Annotated in this window: 23 protein-coding genes; 16 read left to right on the top strand and 7 right to left on the bottom strand. The window is 66.3% G+C overall.

What is annotated here, in order from left to right; all coding sequences use genetic code 11:
* Positions 1-6: 6 nt before the first annotated feature.
* The 5 genes from acpM to ABIA30_RS26600 all read left to right on the top strand — a co-directional run bounded on the left by acpM (position 7) and on the right by ABIA30_RS26600 (position 5,055).
* Positions 7-300 carry a meromycolate extension acyl carrier protein AcpM gene (gene acpM / locus ABIA30_RS26620; RefSeq protein ID WP_370071074.1) on the top strand — a complete coding sequence of 98 codons (294 nt, stop codon included), beginning with the start codon at positions 7-9 and terminating at the stop codon, positions 298-300.
* Entirely contained in the window at positions 297-1,547 is a 1,251-nt protein-coding gene (kasA, locus tag ABIA30_RS26615) for a 3-oxoacyl-ACP synthase KasA (protein ID WP_370071072.1), read from the top strand. Before acpM ends, kasA begins: the two co-directional genes overlap by 4 nt.
* Before the next feature lie 23 nt (positions 1,548-1,570).
* Positions 1,571-2,839, top strand: coding sequence for a 3-oxoacyl-ACP synthase KasB (gene kasB, locus ABIA30_RS26610; RefSeq protein WP_370071070.1), 1,269 nt, complete (start codon positions 1,571-1,573; stop codon positions 2,837-2,839).
* Positions 2,840-2,879: 40 nt separating this feature from the next.
* Entirely contained in the window at positions 2,880-4,304 is a 1,425-nt protein-coding gene (locus tag ABIA30_RS26605) for an acyl-CoA carboxylase subunit beta (RefSeq protein WP_370071068.1), read from the top strand.
* Between the two features lie 100 nt (positions 4,305-4,404).
* Positions 4,405-5,055, top strand: coding sequence for a dihydrofolate reductase family protein (locus ABIA30_RS26600; protein WP_370071066.1), 651 nt, complete (start codon positions 4,405-4,407; stop codon positions 5,053-5,055).
* Between the two features lies 1 nt (position 5,056).
* On the opposite strand, the gene ABIA30_RS26595 is transcribed toward ABIA30_RS26600, so the two are convergent.
* Together ABIA30_RS26595 and ABIA30_RS26590 are read right to left on the bottom strand one after the other, a co-directional pair.
* Positions 5,057-5,377, bottom strand: a complete 321-nt coding sequence (locus ABIA30_RS26595; protein WP_370071064.1) for an EthD family reductase — start codon at positions 5,375-5,377, stop codon at positions 5,057-5,059.
* A gap of 73 nt (positions 5,378-5,450) precedes the next feature.
* Positions 5,451-6,200, bottom strand: coding sequence for an SDR family oxidoreductase (locus tag ABIA30_RS26590; protein WP_370071062.1), 750 nt, complete (start codon positions 6,198-6,200; stop codon positions 5,451-5,453).
* Positions 6,201-6,288: 88 nt separating this feature from the next.
* On the opposite strand from ABIA30_RS26590, the gene ABIA30_RS26585 reads away from it, so the two are divergent.
* Positions 6,289-7,170, top strand: coding sequence for a LysR family transcriptional regulator (locus tag ABIA30_RS26585; protein WP_370071061.1), 882 nt, complete (start codon positions 6,289-6,291; stop codon positions 7,168-7,170).
* Positions 7,171-7,186: 16 nt separating this feature from the next.
* Here ABIA30_RS26585 and ABIA30_RS26580 read toward each other — a convergent pair whose 3' ends face one another.
* Positions 7,187-8,728, bottom strand: coding sequence for a glycerol-3-phosphate dehydrogenase/oxidase (locus ABIA30_RS26580; protein ID WP_370071060.1), 1,542 nt, complete (start codon positions 8,726-8,728; stop codon positions 7,187-7,189).
* On the bottom strand, positions 8,725-9,300 hold the full coding sequence (locus ABIA30_RS26575; protein WP_370071058.1) for a TetR/AcrR family transcriptional regulator: 576 nt from the start codon (positions 9,298-9,300) through the stop codon (positions 8,725-8,727). Before ABIA30_RS26575 ends, ABIA30_RS26580 begins: the two co-directional genes overlap by 4 nt.
* 50 nt (positions 9,301-9,350) lie before the next feature.
* Here ABIA30_RS26575 and ABIA30_RS26570 point away from each other — a divergent pair, with 50 nt between their 5' ends.
* The 3 genes from ABIA30_RS26570 (at position 9,351) to ABIA30_RS26560 (ending at position 12,209) form a co-directional block, all read left to right on the top strand.
* Positions 9,351-10,931: an FAD-binding oxidoreductase gene (locus tag ABIA30_RS26570; RefSeq protein WP_370071120.1), complete on the top strand. Its 1,581-nt coding sequence runs from the start codon at positions 9,351-9,353 to the stop codon at positions 10,929-10,931.
* A 74-nt stretch (positions 10,932-11,005) separates the two neighbouring features.
* Complete coding sequence (locus ABIA30_RS26565) at positions 11,006-11,902, top strand: diacylglycerol kinase (protein ID WP_370071056.1); 897 nt, start codon at positions 11,006-11,008, stop codon at positions 11,900-11,902.
* A 4-nt stretch (positions 11,903-11,906) separates the two neighbouring features.
* Complete coding sequence (locus ABIA30_RS26560) at positions 11,907-12,209, top strand: DUF1905 domain-containing protein (protein WP_370071054.1); 303 nt, start codon at positions 11,907-11,909, stop codon at positions 12,207-12,209.
* Here the strand turns inward: ABIA30_RS26560 and ABIA30_RS26555 are convergent.
* A complete protein-coding gene (locus tag ABIA30_RS26555) occupies positions 12,196-12,834 on the bottom strand; it encodes a TetR/AcrR family transcriptional regulator (protein WP_370071052.1) in 639 nt (212 codons plus the stop codon). The two genes, ABIA30_RS26560 and ABIA30_RS26555, sit on opposite strands and share 14 nt — an antisense overlap.
* Positions 12,835-12,948: 114 nt before the next feature.
* Between ABIA30_RS26555 and ABIA30_RS26550 the strand changes: the two genes are divergently transcribed.
* The 4 genes from ABIA30_RS26550 to ABIA30_RS26535 all read left to right on the top strand — a co-directional run bounded on the left by ABIA30_RS26550 (position 12,949) and on the right by ABIA30_RS26535 (position 17,587).
* On the top strand, positions 12,949-13,833 hold the full coding sequence (locus ABIA30_RS26550; RefSeq protein WP_370071051.1) for an SDR family oxidoreductase: 885 nt from the start codon (positions 12,949-12,951) through the stop codon (positions 13,831-13,833).
* Positions 13,830-14,747, top strand: a complete 918-nt coding sequence (locus ABIA30_RS26545) for a patatin-like phospholipase family protein (protein WP_370071049.1) — start codon at positions 13,830-13,832, stop codon at positions 14,745-14,747. The genes ABIA30_RS26550 and ABIA30_RS26545 overlap by 4 nt, the downstream gene beginning before the upstream one ends.
* The gene (locus ABIA30_RS26540; protein ID WP_370071047.1) at positions 14,744-16,204 is read left to right on the top strand and encodes a flavin-containing monooxygenase; all 1,461 of its coding nucleotides are present in this window, start codon (positions 14,744-14,746) and stop codon (positions 16,202-16,204) included. The genes ABIA30_RS26545 and ABIA30_RS26540 overlap by 4 nt, the downstream gene beginning before the upstream one ends.
* A 126-nt stretch (positions 16,205-16,330) precedes the next feature.
* A complete protein-coding gene (locus ABIA30_RS26535; RefSeq protein WP_370071045.1) occupies positions 16,331-17,587 on the top strand; it encodes a DUF222 domain-containing protein in 1,257 nt (418 codons plus the stop codon).
* 113 nt (positions 17,588-17,700) lie between these two features.
* Here ABIA30_RS26535 and ABIA30_RS26530 read toward each other — a convergent pair whose 3' ends face one another.
* Positions 17,701-18,216, bottom strand: a complete 516-nt coding sequence (locus ABIA30_RS26530; RefSeq protein WP_370071044.1) for a DUF3145 domain-containing protein — start codon at positions 18,214-18,216, stop codon at positions 17,701-17,703.
* Positions 18,217-18,389: 173 nt separating this feature from the next.
* On the opposite strand from ABIA30_RS26530, the gene ABIA30_RS26525 reads away from it, so the two are divergent.
* Positions 18,390-19,805 carry an NCS2 family permease gene (locus tag ABIA30_RS26525; protein ID WP_370071043.1) on the top strand — a complete coding sequence of 472 codons (1,416 nt, stop codon included), beginning with the start codon at positions 18,390-18,392 and terminating at the stop codon, positions 19,803-19,805.
* 27 nt (positions 19,806-19,832) lie between these two features.
* Here the strand turns inward: ABIA30_RS26525 and ABIA30_RS26520 are convergent, their stop codons facing one another.
* Positions 19,833-20,651: a serine hydrolase domain-containing protein gene (locus tag ABIA30_RS26520; RefSeq protein ID WP_370071041.1), complete on the bottom strand. Its 819-nt coding sequence runs from the start codon at positions 20,649-20,651 to the stop codon at positions 19,833-19,835.
* Between the two features lie 162 nt (positions 20,652-20,813).
* Here ABIA30_RS26520 and ABIA30_RS26515 point away from each other — a divergent pair, with 162 nt between their 5' ends.
* Positions 20,814-22,313 carry an APC family permease gene (locus ABIA30_RS26515; RefSeq protein ID WP_370071039.1) on the top strand — a complete coding sequence of 500 codons (1,500 nt, stop codon included), beginning with the start codon at positions 20,814-20,816 and terminating at the stop codon, positions 22,311-22,313.
* A 135-nt stretch (positions 22,314-22,448) separates the two neighbouring features.
* On the top strand, positions 22,449-22,538 hold a 90-nt coding region (locus ABIA30_RS26510; RefSeq protein ID WP_370070095.1), incomplete at its 3' end, for a hypothetical protein.

Raw genomic sequence — 22,538 nt, 5'->3', positions numbered from 1 at the left:
GCCATCGTGGCTGCCAGTCAAGATGAAATCATCGCCGGCCTCGCCGAGATCATCGAAGAGGTCACCGGTATCGAGCCGTCTGAGGTGACCCCGGAGAAGAGCTTCGTTGACGACCTGGACATCGACTCGCTGTCGATGGTTGAGATCGCCGTCCAGACCGAGGACAAGTACGGCGTGAAGATCCCGGACGAGGATCTGGCTGGCCTGCGCACCGTTGGTGACGTTGTGGCCTACATCCAGAAGCTCGAGGAAGAGAACCCCGAAGCTGCTGCTGCGCTGCGCGATAAGTTCAGCAAGTGACCAGGCCTTCCACTGCTAACGGCGGTTTCCCCAGCGTTGTGGTGACCGCCGTTACGGCAACTACTTCCCTCGCTGCGGACATCGAGAGCACGTGGAAGGGTCTGCTGGCCGGCGAGAGTGGTATCCGCGTCCTGGAGGACGACTTCGTCACCAAGTGGGACCTTCCAGTCAAGATCGGTGGGCACCTCAAGGAGCCGCTCGATCCGCTGATGTCCCGCCTGGAGATGCGACGCATGTCGTACGTCCAGCGGATGGCCAAATACGTCGGCAACCAGTTATGGGACAACGCCGGAAAGCCGGAGGTCGACCCTGACCGTTTCACGGTCGTGGTCGGCACCGGCCTCGGCGGCGGCGAGAAGATCGTCGAGACCTACGACGCGATGAACGAGGGCGGCCCCCGCAAGGTGTCGCCGCTGGCCGTGCAGATGATCATGCCCAACGGCGCTGCCGCCGTCGTCGGCCTCGAACTCGGGGCCCGCGCAGGTGTCGTCACTCCGGTGTCGGCATGTTCGTCTGGCTCGGAGGCCATCGCCCACGCGTGGCGTCAGATCGTCATGGGTGACGCCGACTTCGCCGTCTGCGGTGGTGTCGAAGGCGGTATCGAGGCGTTGCCGATCGCGGCGTTCTCGATGATGCGCGCCATGTCCACCCGCAACGACGAGCCCGAGCGCGCGTCGCGTCCGTTCGACAAGGACCGGGACGGCTTCGTCTTCGGCGAGGCCGGCGCCATGATGATCATCGAGACCGAAGAGCACGCCAAGGCCCGTGGCGCCAAGCCGCTGGCCCGCATCATGGGTGCAGGCATCACCTCGGACGCGTTCCACATGGTGGCTCCCGCTGCCGACGGTCTGCGGGCCGGCGCGGCGATGAAGCGGGCGCTCGAGACCGCGGGTCTGGACGCCAAGGACATCGACCACGTCAACGCGCACGCCACGTCGACCTCGATCGGTGACGCCGCCGAGGCGAACGCCATCCGGGTTGCCGGTGTGGAGCACGCCGCGATCTACGCACCGAAGTCGGCACTGGGTCACTCCATCGGCGCTGTCGGTGCCCTGGAATCGATCTTGACGGTATTGGCACTGCGGGACGGTGTCATTCCGCCGACGCTGAACTACGAAACTCCGGACCCCGAGATTGATCTCGATGTGGTTGCAGGCGAGCCTCGTTATGGCGATTACAAGTACGCCATCAACAACTCGTTCGGGTTCGGTGGACACAATGTCGCCCTGGCCTTTGGGCGTTATTAGTCGAAGGGACTTACGGAGCAGTAATGGCAGGGGTAACCGCTCAAAAGTTGTCTACGGGGAATGGACTCCCCAACGTTGTCGTGACTGGCGTGGCCATGTCGACTTCGCTGGCAACAGATGCTGAAACCACATGGAAGAAACTCCTCGACGGCCAAAGTGGCATCCGACTGCTCGATGACGGGTTCATCGAGCAGTACGACCTACCGGTTCGTATCGGCGGCCACCTGCACGAGGACTTCGAAAGTGAACTGACGCGGGTCGAACTGCGCCGGTTGTCATATCTGCAAAAAATGTCGACGGTCATCGGCCGGCGAGTCTGGGAAAACGCAGGCTCGCCGGACGTCGACCCGCGTCGACTCATGGTGTCGATCGGCACCGGCCTCGGTTCCGCCGAGGAGCTGGTCTTCGCCTACGACGGGATGCGCGAACGCGGTCTGCGGGCCGTGTCGCCGCTCGTCGTCCAGATGTACATGCCCAACGGGGCGGCGGCTGCCGTGGGGCTGGAACGCAAGGCCAAGGCCGGGGTGACCACCCTGATCTCGGCGTGCGCGTCCGGATCCGAAGCCATCGCCAACGCCTGGCGCCAGCTGGTGCTGGGCGAGGCCGACATCGCCATCTGTGGCGGTGTCGAAACCAAGATCGAGGCAGTGCCGATCGCCGGCTTCGCTCAGATGCGAATCGTGCTGTCCAACAACAATTCCGACCCTGCTGGGGCCTGTCGCCCGTTCGATCGGGATCGCAACGGCTTCGTGTTCGGCGAGGGCGGCGCCATGCTGGTGATCGAGACCGAAGAACACGCCAAGGCTCGCGGCGCCAACATCCTGGCCCGGCTGATGGGTGCCAGCGTCACCTCCGACGGCTACCACATCGTCGCCCCGGACCCCAACGGCGAGCAGGCCGGCTACGCCATGACCCGGGCCATCGAGCTCGCCGGTCTGACGCCCACGGACATCGACCACGTCAACGCGCATGCCACCGGCACCAGTGTCGGCGACGTCGCCGAGGGCGTGGCGATCAACAACGCGATGAAGGGCCACCGGCCGGCGGTGTACGCCCCGAAGTCCGCGCTGGGCCACTCGGTCGGCGCAGTCGGCGCGGTGGAATCCATCCTGACCGTGCTCGCGCTGCGCGACAGCGTCATTCCACCCACACTGAACCTGGAGAACCTCGATCCCGAGATCGATCTGGACGTGGTCTCCAAGGCTCCGCGGCAGGGTGACCTCGAGTACGCGATCAACAACTCGTTCGGGTTCGGCGGACACAACGTCGCACTCGTATTCGGCCGGTACTGAGCACCATCCGCTCATACTGCGAAACCAAGGAGACTGAGAGATGACAACCATGGCACCTGACGCGGCCGCAGAATCGCTTGATCCTCGCGACCCGCTGCTGCGGTTGTCGACCTTCTTCGACGACGGCAGCGTCGCGCTCCTGCACGAGCGCGACAAGTCCGGCGTACTGGCCGCCTCCGGCACCGTCAACGGCGTGCGCACCATTGCGTTCGCCACCGACGGCACCGTGATGGGTGGCGCGATGGGCGTCGACGGGTGCGCGCACATCGTCCGCGCCTACGACACCGCCATCGACGAGCAGGCTCCGATCGTGGGCATCTGGCACTCCGGTGGCGCACGGCTCGCCGAGGGTGTGCGCGCGCTGCACGGCGTCGGCCAGGTCTTCGAGGCGATGATCCGGGCTTCCGGGTACATCCCCCAGATCTCGGTGGTGGTGGGCTTCGCCGCCGGCGGCGCGGCCTACGGCCCGGCGCTGACCGACGTCATCATCATGGCGCCCGAGGGCCGGGTGTTCGTCACCGGTCCGGACGTGGTGCGCAGCGTCACCGGCGAGGACGTCGACATGGTCTCGCTCGGTGGGCCCGACACCCACCACAAGAAGTCCGGCGTGTGCCACATCGTCGCCGACGACGAGCTGGACGCCTACGAGCGTGGCCGTCGTCTGGTCGGATTGTTCTGCCAGCAGGGTCATTTCGACCGCACCAAGGCCGAAGCCGGCGACACCGACATCAGGGCCCTGATGCCCGAGTCGGCCCGTCGTGCCTACGACGTGCACCCCATCGTCGAGGCGCTGCTCGATTCCGAGGCGCCGTTCGATGAGTTCCAGGCCAAGTGGGCGCCGTCGATCGTGGTCGGCCTGGGCCGGCTGGCGGGGCGCTCCGTCGGCGTCATCGCCAACAACCCGCTGCGCCTGGGCGGCTGCCTGAACTCCGAAAGCGCCGAGAAGGCAGCGCGTTTCGTGCGGCTGTGCGACGCATTCGGGATTCCGCTGATCGTTCTGGTCGACGTGCCCGGCTACCTGCCCGGTGTGGACCAGGAATGGGGCGGCGTGGTGCGCCGCGGCGCCAAGTTGCTGCACGCGTTCGGTGAGGCCGAGGTGCCCCGCGTCACGCTGGTCACCCGCAAGATCTATGGCGGCGCCTACATCGCGATGAACTCGCGTTCGCTCGGTGCTTCGAAGGTGTTCGCCTGGCCGGATGCCGAGGTCGCCGTGATGGGCGCCAAGGCCGCCGTCGGCATCCTGCACAAGCGCAAGTTGGCCGCTGTCGAGGATGCTGCCGAGCGCGATGCCTTGCATGAGGAACTCGCGCTGGAGCACGAAAGGATTGCCGGTGGCGTGGACAGCGCCATCGAGATCGGCGTGGTGGACGAGAAGATCGACCCGGCACACACCCGGTCGAAGGTCACCCAGGCCCTCGCCGAGGCTCCGGCCCGGCGCGGTCGCCACAAGAACATCGCACTGTAGTTCTCTCGCCGAACAGTCCCCCACAGTCGGGGGACTGCTCGGCGATGAATTTCGCCGGTCATGCGGGTCTATCCTCTGAACCCAATAGAGGAGGACAACCGTGGCGCAGCTGGTCAAAGTGCAAAACTTCTGTGTGTCGGCAGACGGCTTCGGCGCCGGCGTCGGCCAGAGCTTTGAGCGACCATTCGGCCACGCCGACCCGGCGATCCTGATCGGCGCGTGGGCCGGCGTCACCGCGAGTTGGCCGACGCGCACCGACACCGGTGGTAGCCGCGGCCTGGACGACTACCTGGTCCGCGATTTCTCCAACAACATCGGTGTAGAGATCATGGGCGCCAACAAGTTCAGCCCCTACCGTGGGCCCTGGCTGAACCACGACTGGCAGGGCTGGTGGGGCGACGAGCCGCCGTTTCACACCCCGGTGTTCGTGATGACACACCACGTGCGGCCGTCGTTCGCCTTGTCGGACACCACATTTCACTTCGTCGACGGCTCACCTGCCGAGGTACTGGAACAGGCCCGAGAAGCCGCGCAGGGTAAGGACATCCGGATCGGCGGCGGAGCGTCGACCGTCCGGGCCTTCCTGGACGCCGACCTGATCGACACCCTGCACGTGGCGGTGTCCCCCACCGTGACGCTCGGCGACGGGTCACGGCTGTGGAAGTCACCCGAGGAGTTGCTCGACCGGTACCACTGCGATGTGGTGCCGAGCCCGAGCGGCGTTGTGCACCACCTATTCTGGCGGCGCTAGTTCAGGCTTGCGGTACCTCGATGTCGGAGAAGAGGACCCGCACACCTCCGGTGGACAGCTGCGCCATCGCTTCGAAGAACCTGCCCGCCTCCGGCGTGGTCACGGCCGCGCTGGCGGCGTCGTAGTCGGGATAGTAGAGGTCGATCATGCGGTAGGCCGGCGTCGCGCTGCCGTCTTCCTTCGGCCAGACCTTCGACGCCTCGAATCGGATGTGCCCGGGAATGCTGCGGGCAGCGTCCAGTTGCGCCGACTCGTAGTCGCCCTCGAACGCTTCGGGATCGACCGGGTTGTCGTAGATCACCGTGATCTTCGTTTCAGGCATGTGGTTCCTTCCCGTGGGCCGCTGCACATGCCATTAAAGCTGTCGGCAGGCCGCAGTGCAGACGGTACGGCGTCTACCGCGTGGTGTAGCCGCCGTTGGCGAAGATGGTCTGCCCCGTCACCCAGTGCCCTTCATCGGCAAGGAACAGCACCAACGGGGCGATGTCCTCGATCAGGGTCAACCGGTCCCCCATCGCCTGGGACTTGTGGAAAGTCACCCGCTCCGGGGTCTCCTGCCCGTAGAAGAACGGGGTGTCCATCGGTCCGGGACCGACGTTGTTGACGTTGATCCCACGCGCCGCGAATTCCTTTGCGGCGGCCCGGGTGAAGTGTTCGACGGGACTCTTGGCCCCGGCGTAGGTGGAGTAGCCGTCGGTGAAGGCCGCCAGCAGCGAGGTCACGATGGTGATCACCGATCCGCCGTCGTTGAGCCGTCGACCCGCCTGCTGCAAAAAGAAGTACGCCGCCTTGGCATTGATGTCGAACATCGAATCATATTCAGCTTCAGTGGTTTCCACGATCGGCTTGCGCAGCACCTTGCCGACGGTGTTCACCGCGATGTCCACGCCACCGAAAGCCTCGATCGCAGTGTCGAACAACTTCTCGACGTTGCCGGGAACGGTCAGATCGCCCTGTACCTTGATGGCCTTCGCGCCGGCCCCCTCGACCTGCGCGATGGTCTTGTCGGCGTCGGCCTCAGTGGCCGCACTGTTGTAGTGCACGGCGATGTTCACGCCCCGCGCGGCGAGTGTGGTGCTGATCAGACCGCCGAGATTCTTGGCTCCGGCTGCGACGATTGCGGACTTACCCTTGAGATCACTCATGAAATCCACGCTAACCACCTCAAACCACAAATAGAAACGCATCTTTTCTACCTGTTCACAAAGAACAGTTGTGGATATGCTCCATCGCGTGACCAGGCCGTACCCGGACCTGCGCCGGCTCCAGCACTTCCTCGCTGTTGCCGATGCCGGCGGATTCACTCGTGCCGCAGAGCAGCTGCACCTCAGCCAACAAGCGCTGAGTAGTTCCATCCGCCAGCTCGAAAAGGAGCTCGGGGTAACACTTTTCGAGCGCGAAGGTCGCCGGGTCGCGCTGACCGGAGCCGGGCACCAACTCCGAAGCGACGCGCGCGGCCTGCTCGCCGCCGCGCACACTGTCGCTGATCATGTGCAGCGTGCCGCCAGCGCCGCTCGGGAGGACTACGTCGTCGGCCACACCCCCGCGCTCGACAGCATCGAGGCGTACGGACTGCTAGAGCCGGCGATCGCCACGTTCGGCGACGTGTCATTCACCTTCCGCCAGATGTTCCCCGATCAGCTGTCGTCGGCGCTGCTCGACGGATCGATCCAGCTCGGACTGCGGCGCGGGGTGGTCCCCGATCACAACCTCGCCACCGCGGTCGTCGGCTATCACGCGGTCCGGGTGGCGGTGCTGAGCGATCACCCATTGGCGGGCCGGGACGCCGTCGAGCTCACCGATCTGGCCGATGAACGAATCGCGCTGTGGGCCCCGCCCGGCGGCTCGTATTACAGCGACCTGCTGCTCGGCGCTTGCCGACGAGCCGGATTCGAACCGGACTACCTGGTGAGCCGCGTGCAAGGGGCTGCGCCGGTAACCGCACCGCTGACCACCGGGACCGCGGCTTTCGTCACCCACCCGGCGGGCGCCGCAATGGGAGGCCGGGTAACCGTCATCGACCTACGCCCGCCGCTGTTGGTCCCGGTACAGGCCATGTGGCAGCGGCACACTCAGTCGTCGATCCGGGATCTACTGCTGGCTCAGCAGCAGTGATGGTCTGCGTGCCGGGTCAGCCGGCGAACTCCGCAGCCACGGCGGCCGCCCTCTGACGATCGGCCGCCACCAGCCCGATCCTGGTCCGTCGGTCCAGGATGTCGTCGGCATTCAGCGCGCCCTCATGGGTCACGGCGTACTCGAATTCGGCTCGGGTGACATCGATTCCGTCGACCACCGGCTCGGTCGGACGGTCACAGGTCGCCGCCGCCAGAACATTCGACGCCTCGGCGCCGTAGCGGGCCACCAATGACGCGGGCAGGCTCCGAACCTGGGTGGCAGATACCGGGTTGTCCGGCGCCCCGACCAGCGGCAGGCTGCGGGTACGGCACTTCCCAGCATCCAAACCACGTTGGGCGACAGCATGATTCAACACATCTTCGGCCATGTACCGATATTCGGTGAGCTTGCCGCCGATGACACTCAGCAGTCCGTCGGGCGATTCGACCACCGCGTGGTCGCGAGATACATCGGCGGTGCCGACCTCATCCCCCGGTCGCTTATCCTCCCCCGTCTCGATCAACGGGCGCAGCCCAGCATAGGCGCCCTTGACATCGGAGGGGGCAAGGCTGGTGGCCAATGCCGTGTTCACGGTGTCGAGCAGGAACTTGATCTCAGCCGAAGTCGGCTGTGGCACATCGGGGATGGGCCCCGGCGCGTCCTCGTCGGTCAGGCCCAGGTAGACCCGGCCGAGCTGCTCGGGCATGGCGAAGACGAACCGATTGAGCTCACCGGGTATCGGAACAGTGAGGGCGGCAGTCGGATTGCCGAAGGCTTCGGCATCGAACACCAGATGGGTGCCGCGACTGGGCCGCAGTTTGATGGAGCCGTCCACCTCGCCGGCCCACACCCCGGCCGCATTGATCACCACCCGGGCCTTGGCTTCGAACGATTCGCCGGTGAGCTGGTCGGTCAACCGCACCGAGGTACCGGTGGCCGCCGACGCCGCCACCCGGGTCAAGATTCGCGCACCGTGCTGCGCTGCGGTGCGAGCGACGGCGGTGACCAGACGGGCGTCGTCGATCAGTTGGCCGTCGTAGGCCAGCAGTGCGCCGTCGAGGCCGTCGCGGCGAACCGCGGGGACCAATTCCGCGGCGCGGGCGCTGCCGACCCGGCCCGAGCGCGGCAGGGTCGAGGCCGACGTGCCCGCCAGCCGGCGCAGTCCATCGCCGGCCAGGAATCCGGTACGCACCAATGCCCTTGAGGCTCGGTTCATTTCCGGCAGCAGCGGCACCAGCTGCGCCATGGCGTGCACCAAGTGCGGGGCGTTGCGACTCATCAGGATGCCGCGCTCGATCGCGCTACGCCGGGCGATGCCGACGTTGCCGGTGGCCAGGTACCGCAGCCCACCGTGGACCAGCTTGGAACTCCACCGACTGGTGCCGAACGCCAGGTCGTGCTTTTCGACCAGGGCGACGGTCAGGCCGCGACTGGCCGCATCCAGCGCGATGCCGGCACCGGTGATGCCGCCGCCGATGACCAGGACATCGACGGGCGCGTCGGCCAGTGCGGTCAACTCGGAGGTACGACGGGCGGCAGTCAGTGCCGGACTGTTCATGGACGCAGGTATCCGTTCAGCGAGTGGGCGAGTTCGGTGTCCAGGGCGGCCACGTCGAGAACCGGCGCGACCATCTGAGCGGACTGGACGGCGGACTGCACGATCAACAGGCACATGGCGGCCAACTGCCGGGGGTCGCCGACACGCACGCTGCCGTCGCGCTGTGCGGTGGACAATTCCTCGGCCACCACTTCCAGCAGGATCTGTTGACTGGTGCCCATCCGCTGGGCGATGTAGACCATGGCCAGATCGGGCCCGGTGCTGAGCACCGACATGATGACCTCGTCCTGGCGCAGCTTGCCGGCCACCGCCACCATGCGTGCGACCAGGGCGGTACGCCCGCTACCGGCAACCCGAATCTCATTGAGGGAGTTGGTGATTCGAGATGTCAGCAGGGTCGCCAGGATCGACTGGGTATCGGGCCAGCGACGGTAGACCGTCGGCCGGCTGACCCCGGCGCGGCGGGCGATCTCGGCCAGTGTCACCCGGTCGACACCGAAGGCGATCACACAGTCGGCCGCAGCGTCGATGATCCGTCCGTCCACCGAATCTTCGTTACTGATTGACATCATGTGTAATACTGTAACGCATGACTGCGACCGACGCACAGCTCCAGCCTCCGATGAAATGGAACGCCTGGGGCGACCCCGCCGCGGCCAAGCCGCTGTCCGACGGCATCAAGTCCCTACTCACCGCGGCGTTGGGCATCGATACCACCGCCGGCGAGGAACTCTCCGCCGATCAGGTGCGGCTGCGTCCGTCGGCACTCTCCGGCGCGGACAGTGCCGCGCTCGCGGCCATCGTCGGTGGCGATTTCTGCCGCACCGACAACGAGTCTCGACTGTTGCGCGCCGGCGGCAAGTCGACGCTGGATCTCCTGCGCCGCCGGGACACCGGCGAACAGGATGCACCCGATGCGATTCTGTTGCCCGCCTCCGAGGAACAAGTCGAGCAGATCCTCGGGTACTGCTCGCGCGGCCGCATCGCCGTGGTGCCGTTCGGCGGCGGCACCAGCGTGGTCGGCGGTCTGGACCCGGTCCGTGGCGAGTTCTCGGCAGTGGTGTCGCTGGATCTGCGTCGGCTGAACCGCCTGGTATCGCTTGACAAGGAGTCCGGCGAGGCCGAACTGGAGGCCGGCGTCACCGGCCCGCAGGCCGAGGAACTACTTGGTGCACAGGGCTTTTCGCTTGGGCATTTCCCACAGAGCTTCCAGTTCGCCACCATCGGCGGGTTCGCCGCCACCCGGTCCTCGGGCCAGAACTCGGCCGGCTACAACCGGTTCGACGACATGGTGCGTGGCCTGACCGTCATCACCCCGGCAGGCGTACTGGATCTCGGCCGGGCTCCCGCCTCAGCCGCCGGCCCCGATCTGCGCCAGCTGATCGTCGGCTCCGAGGGCACCTTCGGGGTCATCACCCGCGTGCGGGTTCGGGTTCATCCGGTGCCTGAGGTCACCCGGTACGAAGCCTGGTCGTTTCCCGACTTCGCCACGGGCGCAGCGGCTTTGCGTGCCGTCGCCCAGACCGGCACCGGCCCGACCGTGATCCGGTTGTCAGACGAGGTCGAGACCGGCATCAACCTGGCCACCACCGAAAGCATCGGCGAGCAGAGCATCACCGGCGGCTGCCTGGCCGTCACCCTGTTCGAGGGCACCGAGGCGCACACCCAGAGCCGGCACGACGAGACCCGCGCAGTGCTGACCGCGCAGGGCGGTATCTCGCTGGGTGAAGCCCCGGCACGGGCCTGGGAGCACGGCCGATTCGGTGCGCCGTACCTGCGCGACTCGCTGCTGAGCGCCGGTGCGCTGTGCGAAACCCTTGAGACCGCCACCAACTGGTCCAACGTCCCGGCGCTGAAGGCGGCAGTCACCGAGGCGCTGACGATGTCGTTACAGGAAAGTGGCACAACGGCTTTGGTGATGTGCCACATCTCGCACGTCTACCCCACCGGGGCCTCGCTGTACTTCACCGTGGTGGCCGGCCAGCGCGGCAACCCGATCGAGCAGTGGCGGGCGGCAAAAGCCGCGGCGTCCGACGCGATGGTCCGCTGTGGCGCGACCATCACCCATCACCACGCGGTCGGCGCCGATCACAAGCCGTGGATGACTGCGGAAGTCGGCGAGCTCGGGGTGCAGGTGCTGCACGCAGTGAAACAGGTCCTCGACCCGGCCGGAATTCTCAACCCTGGCAAGCTGATTCCGTGATGCTGCGGACGCGAGGAGCGGAATGACACCGCGGACGGGAGGAGCGGAATGACACCGCGGACGCGAGGAGCAAGATGACCCCGCAACGGATTACGTTGCTGACCAACCCGGCCTCCGGGCACGGTCACGGGTCTGCGGCCGCTCAGCGCGCCGTGGTCCGGCTGCAACGACGCGGCGTCGACGTGTGCGAGTTGATCGGCTCAGATGCCGTCCACGCCCGGCACCTGCTCGACGAGGCCCTCGACCAGGGCACCGACGCCGTGGTGATCGCCGGCGGCGACGGCATGATCTCCCTTGCGCTGCAAGCACTTGCCCAGGGCGACGTGCCACTGGGAATCATCCCGGCCGGCACCGGCAATGACCACGCCCGGGAGTTCGGCATCCCCCGGGACGATCCGGATGCCGCGGCAGACATCGTGGCCTCCGGGCGCACCGAGACCATCGATCTGGGACGCATCGAGGCGGCCGACGGCACGGTGCGATGGTTCGGCACCGTGATGGCAGCCGGGTTCGACTCCCTGGTGACCGACCGGGCCAACCGGATGAGCTGGCCGCGCGGCCGGCTGCGCTACAACCTGGCGATGTTGGCCGAATTGTCGCAGCTGCGATCACTGCCCTTCCGGATCAGCTTCGACGGCGGTCCCGTCGTCGATACCCCGTTGACCCTGGCCGCATTCGGCAATACCCGCAGCTACGGCGGCGGCATGCTGATCACTCCCGGCGCCGACCGGCACGATGGCATGCTCGACGTCACGATGGCCACCTCGGCGTCACGGTTGAAGTTGGTCCGGTTGTTCCCCACGGTGTTCAAGGGCACGCACGTGAACCTCGAGGAGATCACCACCGCCCGGGCCAGGACCATCACGGTCGACTGCCCTGGGATAAACGCCTACGCAGACGGCGAATTCATGTGCCCGTTGCCGGTGACGGTCTCGGCCGTGCCGGACGCATTGCGGGTGTTGGTTCCGTAACCTGATGCAGGTGGACTGGGAGTTCGTGGCCGAGGTGTTCCAATGGCGTGGCCCGGCCCCCTACTTCTTCGTCGCGACCCCTGACGATGTCGATGCGTTCCTGCACGATCATCTGGGCGAGCTGACCTACGGCTGGGGTGTCATCCCGGCTCGAGTTCGCATCGGCGACACCGAGGTACAGACGTCACTGATGCCGAAAACCGGCACCTATCTGGTTCCGTTGAAGGTGGCGCTGCGCCGCGCCGAGGACATCGACGACGGGGACATCGTGCGGGTAAGGCTGTCGGTAACCGTCAATCCCGTGTAGCCCCAAGGGCCGCAAGCAGATTCATCAGTCGGGTGAGGGCGCCGGTGACCGGCCGGGCCGGCAACGTCGGGTCGATGGCCCGCTGGATGCCGAGCCCGATGCCGGCGCTGAGGAGCAGGTTCCCGATATCCTCGAGGCTGTCGATCACACCCGCGGTGACCAATTGCTCCTCGGTCAGCCCGAGATCGGCCGACAGTGATCGCAACACCTCGACGACCTTCTCGGCCACGTCGTTGCGCAGGGTGGCGATCATCTGACCGAGCTCGGGATCGTTGCGGGACAGTACCGCGAACTCCAGTTCCAGCATGGTCCATCCCACGTCGCCGGCGGTGCGTTCCAGCCAGGCGTTCACCGCCTCGACGCGGGCCGGCATATCAGCGTCGGACATCGCCAGCTCGGACATCTCAGCGAACTTGTCTCGGTGAATCGACTCCAGCACTTCCCGGCACAGACTGGGTTTGTTGCCGAAGTTCGAATAGACCGCGCCCTTGGTATAGCCCGCGTCGTCGGCGATGTCTTCGAGGCTGGTGGCGGCGTACCCGCGCTGGAGAAACCTGACCTTGGCCGCCTCGAGCAATTCAGCGCGCGTCTGCTCCTGGCGTTGCACCCTGGTCAGTCGCGGCATGGGCAGATGATAATTCTTGCGATACCCGGAGTACTGGATTTACCGCCAGAATTCGGATACCGTCAGTATCCGAGTTCGCTTGCACGGCTTCTACCAGCAGATTCGGGGTAATCCATGAGGATCACGCGACGCGCACCAGCCATCGAGGGCGCGACAGTCATCGTCACCGGCGGTGCGCGCGGCATCGGCGCCAAGACCGCCGAACTGTTCGCGCACCATGGCGCCGACGTGTGGATTGCCGATGTCGATGCCGATGTCGCCGAGCAGACCGCCGAGGCGATTCCCCGCTGCCGCAGTGCCAGACTCGACGTCACCCGGCGGGCGTCGTGGGACGAGTTCATCAGCCACGTGCTGGACCAGTCCGGGCGAATCGACATCCTGGTCAACAACGCCGGCGTCATGCCGCTGGGGGCCTTCGAAACCGAAGCCGAGGCCACCACCGACCTGATCCTCGACGTGAACGTGCGCGGCGTGCTGAACGGTATGCGCGCGGTGGTTCCCTCGATGATCGCCCGCGGCAACGGTCACATCGTCAACGTCGCGTCCATGGCCGGCATGATCCCGATCCCCGGCATGGTCACCTACAACGCCAGCAAGTTCGCCGCACTCGGCGCGTCCCTGGCCACCCGGCGCGAATACGCCGGCAGCGGCGTCACCGTGTGCGCAGTGCTGCCCTCGGCGGTGCGCACCGAACTGGCCTCCGGCGTTCAACTCGGCGGCGGCATGCCGACGGTGGACCCCGAGGACGTCGCCCATGCCGTGCTGAATACCTTGCGTACCAAGGCAGCTCGTACCTCGGTCCCCGGTTGGGTGGCTCCCGGTTGGGCATTGGTCGACGCATTGGTCCCCGAAGTCGTCCAACGCGTCGCGCGGTCGATCGTCGATGATCGCCGGGCGTTGACCGCGCTGGACCCCGTCGGCCGCGCCGCATATTTGGACCGCATCGAGCGGCAGTCGAAGGACCATGCTGCCGAACACGATTCGGAGCAGACCCAGTGAAACGGGCACTGGTCATCGGCTGCGGCGGGACCATCGGCGGGGCATGGATCGTCGCGGTGTTGCACGCGCTGCAGGAGCAGACCGGCTGGGATGTACGCGATGCGGCGGTAATGCAAGGCACCTCGGCCGGTGCCGAGATCGTGACCATGCTGGGCGGCGGCGTGTCGGTGGACGATCTGGTCGACATGCACCGCGCCGGTAGTTCTGACCAACGGCTGATCCGGCATGTCGCGGCAACCCCTCCGAGCCTGCCGCCACTGCCGTCGCCACGGCTGTTGAACCCCAAACTGCTGCGCACCCAGCGCGGGCTGGCCGCACTGTCCGGCATAGCACCGACGGGCCGCGCTGACGCAACGTGGTTGCAGCAGTTGGCCTCCGGGTTCACCGATGCTTCCGGTTGGGTGGCGCATCCGGGCGTCCGGATGGTGGCATTCGACTACCAGCGCGGTGAGCGGGTGGCATTCGGATCTCCCGGTGCACCGAAAACCTCTGCGGGAGAAGCGCTACGCGCGTCGTGGGCAGTGCCCGGGTGGATGCCGCCGGTGTCCATCGGCGGGCGAGGATTCGTCGACGGCGGTGCCGCGTCCACCGCGTCGGTGGATCTGGTCGGTCCCGACGACGCCGACGAGATCTACGTGGTGACCCCGATGGCCTCTGAATCTGGCGTTCGCGCACCCGGATTGGGCGGTCTACTGGAGTACGCCATGCTCCGGCGCGCCATGTCGACCGGGCTCGATGCCGAGCTATCCACCGTCCGGTCCCGGGGCACCAAGGTCATCGTGATCCGTCCGGACCGCAGTGACTTGGCCGGCCTGGGTGCCAACTTCATGTTGCGCAGCCGCCGCCGCGCAGCCTTTGAATCCGCCATGACCACCGCACCGCCGACGGTGCGCCGAGCCTTGGAGTCCTTGTGAGCAACCGCAAACCACGCATCGTCATCATCGGCGCCGGGGTGGCGGGCATCGCCTCTGCGTACACCTTCCAGCAGGCCGGTTTCACCGACTTCACCATCCTGGAGAAGGGCTCGGACGTCGGCGGGGTCTGGCACTGGAATCGCTATCCCGGGCTGACCTGTGATGTGCCGTCGCACATCTACCAGTTCGCCTTCGCACCCAAGGCGGACTGGAGCCATGTCTGGGCCAGCGGCAACGAGATTGCTCAGTACCACCGCGACGTGGTGGACCGGTTCGGCCTCGACAAGCACCTACGGCTGAACACCGAGGTGACCGCGCTGCACTATGACCGGAACACCCACACCTGGACCGTCAGCACCGCCTCCGGCGACACTCTGCTCGCCGATTTCGTCATCTGCGCAACGGGCGTGCTGCACCACCCCTTCACCCCGGACATCCCGGGCCTGGAATCCTTCGAGGGCGCCGTCGTGCACACCGCTCGCTGGGATCCCGAACTGCAGACCGCCGGCCGACGCATCGCGGTTATCGGCACCGGATCGACTGGGGTGCAGGTTGTTTCGGCGTTGCAGCCCAACGCTGGAAAGCTGCTGCACTTCACCCGATCGCCCCAGTGGATGTTGTGGGCACCCATGCGACTGCCGCAACTGGGCGTGGTGACCGCGCTGCTGCGCACCTTGCCCGCGCTGCACCGAGCACTGGCCCAGCGCCTACCTCTTTGGGGCTCAAGCCTTCTCGTCGACGTAGTGACCAAGCCGTCGTGGCGGCGCCGGTTGGTGCAGGAGTACGCCCGGCTGAGTCTGCGCGCCCAGATCCGTGATCCGGAGTTGCAGGCGGCATTGACCCCGGACTACCAGCCGATGTGTAAGCGCCAGGTACTGTCCGGTACGTACTACCGGGCCATCACCGCGCCCAACGCGGAACTGGTGACCGACCGCATTGCCGAATTCACGCCCACCGGTATCCGCACCACCGACGGCACCCACCACGAAGTCGATATCGCGGTGCTGGCCACCGGGTTCGAGGCGCACAACTACATGCGCCCGATGTCGGTGGTGGGCCGCGACGACCTCACCCTCGACGAGGCATGGGTGAAGGGTCCGCGGGCTTACCGGATGACGGCGATCCCGGGTTTCCCGAATCTCTTCACCGTGCTGGGCCCGAATTCACCGACCGGATCGATCTCACTGCAGTACACCGCCGAACTCACCGCACAGTACATCGTGAAGTGGCTCAAGCGGTTTGAGCGCGGCGAGCTCGACGAGATCGAAGTGACCCAGGAAGCCACCGACGAATTCAACGCCGCGGTGGCCGAAGCAATGAAACCCACAGTGTGGAACAGCGGATGCAACTCCTGGTACTTCAGTGAGGACGGCACCATCGATCTGTGGCCGTTCGACATCCCCACGATGACCCGAATGCTCAGCGAGCCTGAACCGAATCACTACCGGGTCAGCTAGCCGGAGTCGCAATGGCCGACTGGATTGCTTACGTCAGGGCCAAGATGGACCGTCGCGGATAGGCGATCCAATATGTCGACTTCTCGGGACCCATAGTTTGTCGGACCCCTCTGCGATTATGGGGTTATGTCCACCGCCGCAACACCTTTGGCCACCGGGGCGTATCCCGGTGAGCGGCTGGAGGTGTTGTTCGAGGAGATCGCGGAGCTGACCGGTCAGCGCAACGCGATCGACGGGCGTTTGGTGGACATCGTCGCGGAGATCGAACGTGACGAACTGTGGGGGGCCACCGGTGCGCGGTCACTTCCGTCGTTGGTCGCCTGGAAAGCCGGAGTGACACCACACAATGCAGCGGTGATGGTCGCGGTCGCCCAGCGGCTGACAGAGTTTCCCCTCTGCGCCGACGGGATGCGCGAAGGCCGGCTGTCGTTGGATCAGGTCGGGGTGATCGCCGAACACGCCGCCGAGGGTTCCGATGCGCACTACGCCGAATTGGCCGCAGTGGCTACCGTCACCCAGTTGCGCACCGCCATCAAACTGGAACCACGCCCTGACCCCGATCCGCGGCCTGAGCCGGAGCGCTTCATCACCAAGACGATCGGTGACCAGTACACCACCTGGCGGATCCGGTTACCCAAGCTGCAGGCCGCGACATTCGATGCCGCGTTGGCATCCCATCACGATGGGTTGATCGCGGACTGGAAACGTGATCACGGCACCGATGGCACCGGCGAGCCGGTGTCGGAGCAGGCGCCGCCGTTCCCCGACGCCATCGATGCGTTCATGAGCCTGATCGAAGCGGGCTGGGACACCGACGTCACCGGCCGCCCACACGGACAGCACACCACCGTCGTCGTACACCTGGACCTCGACAAGCCTTCTGCTGCACTGCACCTTGGCTCGCTGCTCACCGACGACGAACGCCGACTGCTGCTGTGCGATGCGACCTGCGAGCTCTGGCTGCAGCGCCACGGCCAGCCGATCGGCGCCGGACGTGGCACCCGGCAGATCAACCGCCGCCTACGCCGCGCCCTGGAGCACCGGGACCGGTGCTGTGTGGTGCCCGGCTGCGGGGCCACCCGCGGATTGCACGCCCACCACCTCCAGCACTGGGAAGACGGCGGACCCACCGAACTACACAACCTGGTACTGCTGTGCCCCTACCATCACCGGTTGCATCACCGCGGCGCCATCACCATCACCGGACCCGCCGACCAACTCATCGTCACCGACACCACCGGACGACAACTCACCAGCCGGTCGCTGGCCCGACCACCAACCACCCCACCACCCGACGTCCCACCATGCCCCGGGCCCACCGGCGAACGCGCCCAATGGTGGTGGTACCAACCATTCCACCCACCACCACCGTCAACGAACTAGACCGATTCTCCCGCGACACGGCGGATCGGAGAAGGCTGGCCGACAAGAGAATTGGCAGGCTCGGCCGAGCCTGCCAATTCAAAGGTGCGGACCGGGCGCGGATACAGACCGATCTACCCCACGCCCCGGTTGAGCCACGTGATCTCGCCGACCTCGCCGCCACCACTGCGGTACGGCTCCAGCGCCTCATCCCACTCGGTACCCAGGACCGAGTCGAGTTCGGCGGCGAGCATGTCGGCGCCCGAGGCCATCATGGTCCGCAGCCGCTGCTCGCCGACGATGGTGTCGCCGTTAGCGCTCATCGAGCCACTCCACAGACCGAGGGTCGGGGTGTGGCACCAGCGATGGCCGTCCACCCCGCTGCTCGCGTCCTCGGTCACCTCGAAGCGCAGCACCGACCAGGAGCGCAAGGCATTGGCCAACTGGGCTCCGGTGCCGACGGGCCCGGTCCAGTTGGTCACCGCGCGCAGCTGTGCCGGCATGGCGGGTTGGGGCGTCCACTTAAGGTTCGCCCGCGCCGACAGTGCCGACGAAAGTGCCCATTCGACATGTGGGCATACCGCCGCGGGTGAGGCATGGATGTAGACCACGCCAGTGGTCGCGTCGGCGAATTGGTTCGACGCACGCATCATCTGCTCCTTCAGCTCCACGAGGGACGTCTTCCCCAACGACCTGGTGTTGCCGAAATGTTGCAGTTGTTTAGTGCGTGTCTATTGTGCCTTGTGGGACCCCTGTTGCGCTAGTGTGTCCGGAATTCTCTCAGGACGGCCACATAGTTGGCCCGCCCTTTATCGTCTACCCCGTGACTGCCCTCGACCGGTTCTTCGAGATCTCCGCTCGCGGTTCGACCGTCGCCGCCGAACTACGCGGCGGCCTGGTGACGTTCATCGCGATGGCCTACATCATCGTGCTCAACCCGATCATCCTGTCCGGAACCGCGGATATTGCCGGCCACAAGCTCGGGTTCAGCCAGGTCTCCGCCGTCACGTCGCTGACCGCGGGCCTGATGACGATCCTGTTCGCCGTGGTGGCCCGGTTACCGTTCGCCTTCGCCGCCGGCCTGGGCATCAACTCGTTCCTGGCCAGCTCAGTGGTGGGAATCGTGACCTGGCCCGATGCCATGGGCCTGGTGGTCGTCGAAGGCCTGATCATCGTCGCGCTCGCGGTCACCGGGCTGCGGCGGCTGATCTTCGACGCGGTCCCGATGCCACTCAAGCTCGCGATCACCGCCGGCATCGGGCTGTTCATCATGTTCATCGGCCTGGTCGACGCCGGGTTCGTCGCCTCGACCGGCCACCCGTCACCCCCATTGGGGCTGGGCAGCCACGGCGCCGGATCGGTCAGCGCGGTCCCCACGCTGATCTTCGTCTTCACCCTGCTGGTGACCGGAGTGCTGGTCGCGCGCAAAGTTCGTGGCGGCATCCTCATCGGCCTCATCACCGGAACCGCGGTGGCCACCATCGTCGAAGCCATCTGGCACCTTGGTTCGGTGACCGACCATGCGGGCGGCTGGAGCCTGTCGGTGCCGAAGCTGTCCGGATCACCTTTCGCGGTGCCCGATCTGTCGCTGGTCGGTCACATCAACCTGCACAGCTTCGAGCGGATCGGTGCACTCGCGGCCAGCATGCTGGTGTTCACGCTGCTGTTCACCAACTTCTTCGACGCCATGGGCACATTCACCGGACTGTCCCGCCAGACCGGCCTGGCCGACGAACACGGCAACTTCCCGCGACTGCAATCCGCACTCGTCGTCGAGGGAGTCGGCGCGGTGCTGGGCGGAACCACTTCGGCGTCGTCGAACACCGTGTTCGTCGAGTCCGGCACCGGCATCGGCGAAGGTGCGCGGACCGGTCTGGCCAGCCTGGTGACGGGCGGATTGTTCTTGGCTGCAATGTTTTTGACGCCACTGACGGCGATCGTGCCCTCCGAGGTGGCGGCAGCCGCCTTGGTCATCGTCGGCACCCTGATGGTCTCGGTGCTGCGCGACATCGACTTCTCGGAATTCTCAGTGGCCATGCCGGTGGTGCTGACCGTCGCGGTGATGCCGCTGTCCTATTCGATCGCCAACGGCATCGGTGTCGGGTTCATCTCCTGGGCGGTGTTGCGCTCGGCATCGGGCAAGGCCCGAGAGGTCAGCCCACTGCTCTGGGTGGTGGCCGCCGGGTTCCTGTTCTTCTTCGGTCGCGGCCTGATCGACACGATGCTCGGTATTCATTAGGAGCGTGCGAAGCGACGGGAGAATGCCTTAGCCGAATTCGCCGAGCACGGCGTCGGCGACCGCGGGCCACAGCTGGTGTGTCCAGTCGCCGAAATCGCGGTCGGTGAGCACCACCAACGCCACGTCCACCTCAGGGTCCACCCAGACGAACGTCCCCGATTGGCCGAAATGGCCATACGTCCGCGACGAGTTGTCGCCTGCCGTCCAATGCGGAATCTTGCCGTTGCGGATCTCGAACCCCAGGCCCCAGTCGTTGGGCCGCTGCTGGCCGAACCCGGGCAGCACCCCGTCCAATCCGGGGAACTGCACGGAGGTGGCCTGTGCGTGCATCGATGGCGAGACCAGCCGGGGCCGCAGCAGCTCGCCGGCGAACTCGGCCAGGTCCGTGACGCACGATCGACCGCCGAAACCGGCCTCCGCCGCGCCGCCGGCCAGATCGGAACTGCTCATGCCCAGCGGTTCGAACACCGCCTCGGCCAGGTACTGCCCGAACTCGATGCCGGATTCGCGTTCGATCACCCGGGCCAGCACCGCAAACCCGACGTTGGAGTACACCCGACGAGTCCCCGGCGCCGCGATCACATCATCAGAGAGCATCGACAGCCCGGAGGCGTGTGCCAGCAGATGCCTGATCGTCGACCCTGGCGGACCGGCCGGGGTGTCTAGTTCGATGACGCCCTCCTCGACCGCGATCTGGGCAGCCCGCGCAACCAACGGCTTGGTCACCGACGCCAGCCGGAACACTCGATCGACGGGCCCATAGGTGGCCAACACACCGTCCGGCGACACCACCGCGGCGGCCGCGTGCGGGACCGGCCATTCCGTCAGGGCATCGAGCGCACTCACGCGCGCAAATCTATCCAACGCACACCGCTGCGTGCCGACCACCGCGAGTTAGACATTCGCACAATCTTCGAGATTCCGAATGTGTCGCAATGAGGCTGTCGTGGGCGACGCCCGCTCGTGAAGATTTGGTCACCTGCGGCGCATGACCCAAGGAGGACACCGGTGGGACCTGGAAGCCAAGAGGGCGTAATCGACAAACCGCTGCGCCCCGCGCGGGAAGGCAGCCACGACGTCCTGAACCGTGGTTTCGGCTTCCGGGCCGCACTCTCGATCGCCTTCGCCGACATCTCGCCGATCGTGGCCCTGTATGCGATCTTCGCGCTCGGCCTGTTTGCGGCCGGACCCCGATTCTTCTGGGCCTTCCCGATCGTGCTGTGCGGTCAATTGCTCGTTGCGCTGGTCTTCGGCGAGCTGGCGTCGCGTTTTCCGTACGCAGGCAGCGTCTACCAGTGGGCGCGGCACGCCAAAGGCACGACCTGGGGCTGGACCGCGGCGTGGGCGTACATCTGGGGCCTGACCCTCACCCTGTCGACGATGGCCTATGCGGCCGCGGGATTCATTCTCGAAGTGTTCGGAGTCGACTCGCCAAGCCGGTCGCTGCTCGCCCTGGTCTCGATCGGCGTCATCTGCTTCACCACGGCGGCCAACATGATCGGCCGGCAGGTCCTCAAGGTCATGATCGTCGCGAGCATCATCTGCGAGATCGTCGGCTCGGTCGGGCTGGGTACCGTGCTGCTGCTCTTCCATCGCGTCAACCCGATCTCGACGCTCTTCGACGGCATCCCGGGCGATCACAGCAGCGTGTGGAGCACGATGCTCGTCGCCATCGCCTTCGTGGGCTGGGCGTTCCTGGGCTTCGAGTCCGCCGGTTCGATCGCCGAGGAGGTGGAGCAGCCCGAGCGCAACGTGCCCAAGGCAATCGTCTTCGCACTGCTGCTGGTCGGGGTCATCGTGATGTACTCCGCAGCGGCGGTCATCCTCGCGATCCCGGATCTGTCGGCGGTGCTGAGCCAGCAGAGCGGTGACCCGGTGTCGGCAACCTTGACGGCGCAGCTGGGCTCGTCGATCGCCAAGCCGCTGCTGCTGATGTTCGTCATCGGCTTCATGTCCGCGTGCCTGGCCGTGCAGTCGGCGGTCTCGCGGGCCGTGTACGGGATGGCCCGTGACCGGGCCCTGCCGGGCGCCGAGTTCCTGTCGAAGCTGGGTGGTCCCGAGCGGATGCCGATCCGGGCGATCGGCCTGACGGCGGTGGTCGCCGCATTCTTCCTGCTGTTCGCCGGCTCGGACCTGTACAACGTGCTGGTCAACTTCTCGGTGATGGGTCCCTACATCGCCTTCGCCGTGCCCGTCTTCGCGGCCGCCCTGACCCGGTTCGCCGGGCGCTGGGTCCCCGGAGTCTTCTCGCTGGGCCGCTGGGGTGCACCGGTGACCTACGCGGCGGCAGCATGGCTGGCATTCGAGGTGATCAACGTGCTGTGGCCCCGCACCCAGCCCGGGCAGCCGTGGTTCGTCAACTGGAGCATGGTGATATCGCTGGTGGGACTGGGCATCGTGGGCGCCATCGTGTTCCTGAGGTGTCGGCACCGGATCACCGAACCTGTCGGGGAACGGCTGGGGTCGGCCGACACCCGGGCGCAGATACCTGACACCGGGGCCGTCTGACCGGCCCGGACAACCCAAGACTCGGGCCGCCTGGAGCCGCCCCCACCTCCAGGCGGCCCGTCCTTTCATCAGCACCAATCAGACAATCGTTTGGACACCATTCCAACCGTCTGCCGCAGGCATTAAGTTATAGCCATGAGCCAGACAGTGCGCGGTGTGATTTCCCGGTCCAAGAAGCAGCCCGTCGAGCTGGTCGACATCATCATTCCCGATCCGGGGCCGGGT

The organism is Mycobacterium sp. MAA66 (assembly GCF_041261665.1).
Lineage (GTDB): Bacteria > Actinomycetota > Actinomycetes > Mycobacteriales > Mycobacteriaceae > Mycobacterium.
This window is presented reverse-complemented; position numbering and strand designations above follow the sequence as displayed.

Coding starts and splice junctions, on each gene's coding strand:
- kasB (WP_370071070.1), top strand. CDS start 1,571: ATGGCAGGGGTAACCGCTCAAAAGTTGTCTACGGGGAATGGACTCCCC.
- ABIA30_RS26605 (WP_370071068.1), top strand. CDS start 2,880: ATGACAACCATGGCACCTGACGCGGCCGCAGAATCGCTTGATCCTCGC.
- ABIA30_RS26595 (WP_370071064.1), bottom strand. CDS start 5,377: ATGCCTGAAACGAAGATCACGGTGATCTACGACAACCCGGTCGATCCC.
- ABIA30_RS26590 (WP_370071062.1), bottom strand. CDS start 6,200: ATGAGTGATCTCAAGGGTAAGTCCGCAATCGTCGCAGCCGGAGCCAAG.
- ABIA30_RS26580 (WP_370071060.1), bottom strand. CDS start 8,728: ATGAACAGTCCGGCACTGACTGCCGCCCGTCGTACCTCCGAGTTGACC.
- ABIA30_RS26575 (WP_370071058.1), bottom strand. CDS start 9,300: ATGATGTCAATCAGTAACGAAGATTCGGTGGACGGACGGATCATCGAC.
- ABIA30_RS26570 (WP_370071120.1), top strand. CDS start 9,351: ATGAAATGGAACGCCTGGGGCGACCCCGCCGCGGCCAAGCCGCTGTCC.
- ABIA30_RS26565 (WP_370071056.1), top strand. CDS start 11,006: ATGACCCCGCAACGGATTACGTTGCTGACCAACCCGGCCTCCGGGCAC.
- ABIA30_RS26560 (WP_370071054.1), top strand. CDS start 11,907: ATGCAGGTGGACTGGGAGTTCGTGGCCGAGGTGTTCCAATGGCGTGGC.
- ABIA30_RS26555 (WP_370071052.1), bottom strand. CDS start 12,834: ATGCCGCGACTGACCAGGGTGCAACGCCAGGAGCAGACGCGCGCTGAA.
- ABIA30_RS26550 (WP_370071051.1), top strand. CDS start 12,949: ATGAGGATCACGCGACGCGCACCAGCCATCGAGGGCGCGACAGTCATC.
- ABIA30_RS26535 (WP_370071045.1), top strand. CDS start 16,331: ATGTCCACCGCCGCAACACCTTTGGCCACCGGGGCGTATCCCGGTGAG.
- ABIA30_RS26530 (WP_370071044.1), bottom strand. CDS start 18,216: ATGCGTGCGTCGAACCAATTCGCCGACGCGACCACTGGCGTGGTCTAC.